The organism is Micromonospora sp. M51 (assembly GCF_018070305.1).
Lineage (GTDB): Bacteria > Actinomycetota > Actinomycetes > Mycobacteriales > Micromonosporaceae > Micromonospora > Micromonospora parva.
Window position 1 is genome coordinate 1 of sequence record NZ_JAGPXZ010001327.1, and the last position, 808, is coordinate 808.

General features: G+C 69.6%; 2 protein-coding genes. One reads left to right on the plus strand and one right to left on the minus strand.

Annotation, left to right across the window (positions count from 1 at the left end; genetic code table 11):
• Window positions 1-167: helix-turn-helix domain-containing protein (locus KBX53_RS34595; RefSeq protein ID WP_309140924.1), on the minus strand; the 167-nt coding region annotated here is incomplete at its 3' end.
• A 179-nt stretch (window positions 168-346) separates the two neighbouring features.
• Here KBX53_RS34595 and KBX53_RS34600 point away from each other — a divergent pair.
• Window positions 347-808, plus strand: a 462-nt coding sequence (locus tag KBX53_RS34600) for a low temperature requirement protein A (protein WP_210863993.1), incomplete at its 3' end; no start/stop codon positions are given.

Genomic DNA, 808 nt, shown 5'->3' on the forward strand with positions numbered 1-808 from the left:
AGGTCGGCGAAGTGCCGGTAGATGTCACCCATGTCGATCGCGGTCCGTTCGGCGAGCCGTCGGGTGGTCACCCCCGACCAGCCCTCCGTCTCGGCCAGTTCCCGCGCGGCCGTGACGATGCGGTCACGCCGGTCCTGTTCAGCGGCCTTCTCGGCAGGTCCGGGCACGCACCCGAGCGTAAGGGCGCACACCCGTCGTAGCGGTCGGGTGACGGATTGGTGACTGTTGTGGTTGGCCGGACGCCTCCCGTCCCGTGCCACCGCCGCCGTCCTGGCTCGTTAGGTGAGGAGATCACCACGACGGGAGGGCACGTGGTCGTACGGGGGCACCGACGCGTGGCGCGACGATGAGGAGCGCCAGCGACGTCCGGCTGCTCCGCGACGACGCCACCCGGCAGCGCGCGACCTTCCTGGAACTCTTCCTCGACCTGGTCTTCGTCTTCGCCCTCACCCGGATCTCCGCGCGGCTGATCGTCGACTTCACCGACGGCCACCGCGGCGTGTACGCGGGCCTCGGCCAGGCTCTGCTGCTGTTCCTGGCGCTCTGGGCGGTCTGGTCGGTGACGGTCTGGTCGACCAGTTGGCTGGACCCGGACGCCCCGATCGTCCAGACCGTCATCATCATGACGTTGGTCGGTGCCATGACGATGGCCGTCGCCGTGCCCGACGGCTTCGGCGCGCGGGCTTCCCTCTTCGCCATCACCCTGGTGACCCTCCAGATCGGCCGGGTGGTGTATTTCCACCTCGCCGGGCACGGCCGGCCGGATCCCCACCAGTCCATCCGGATCCTGTTCTGGTTCGGCCTGAGC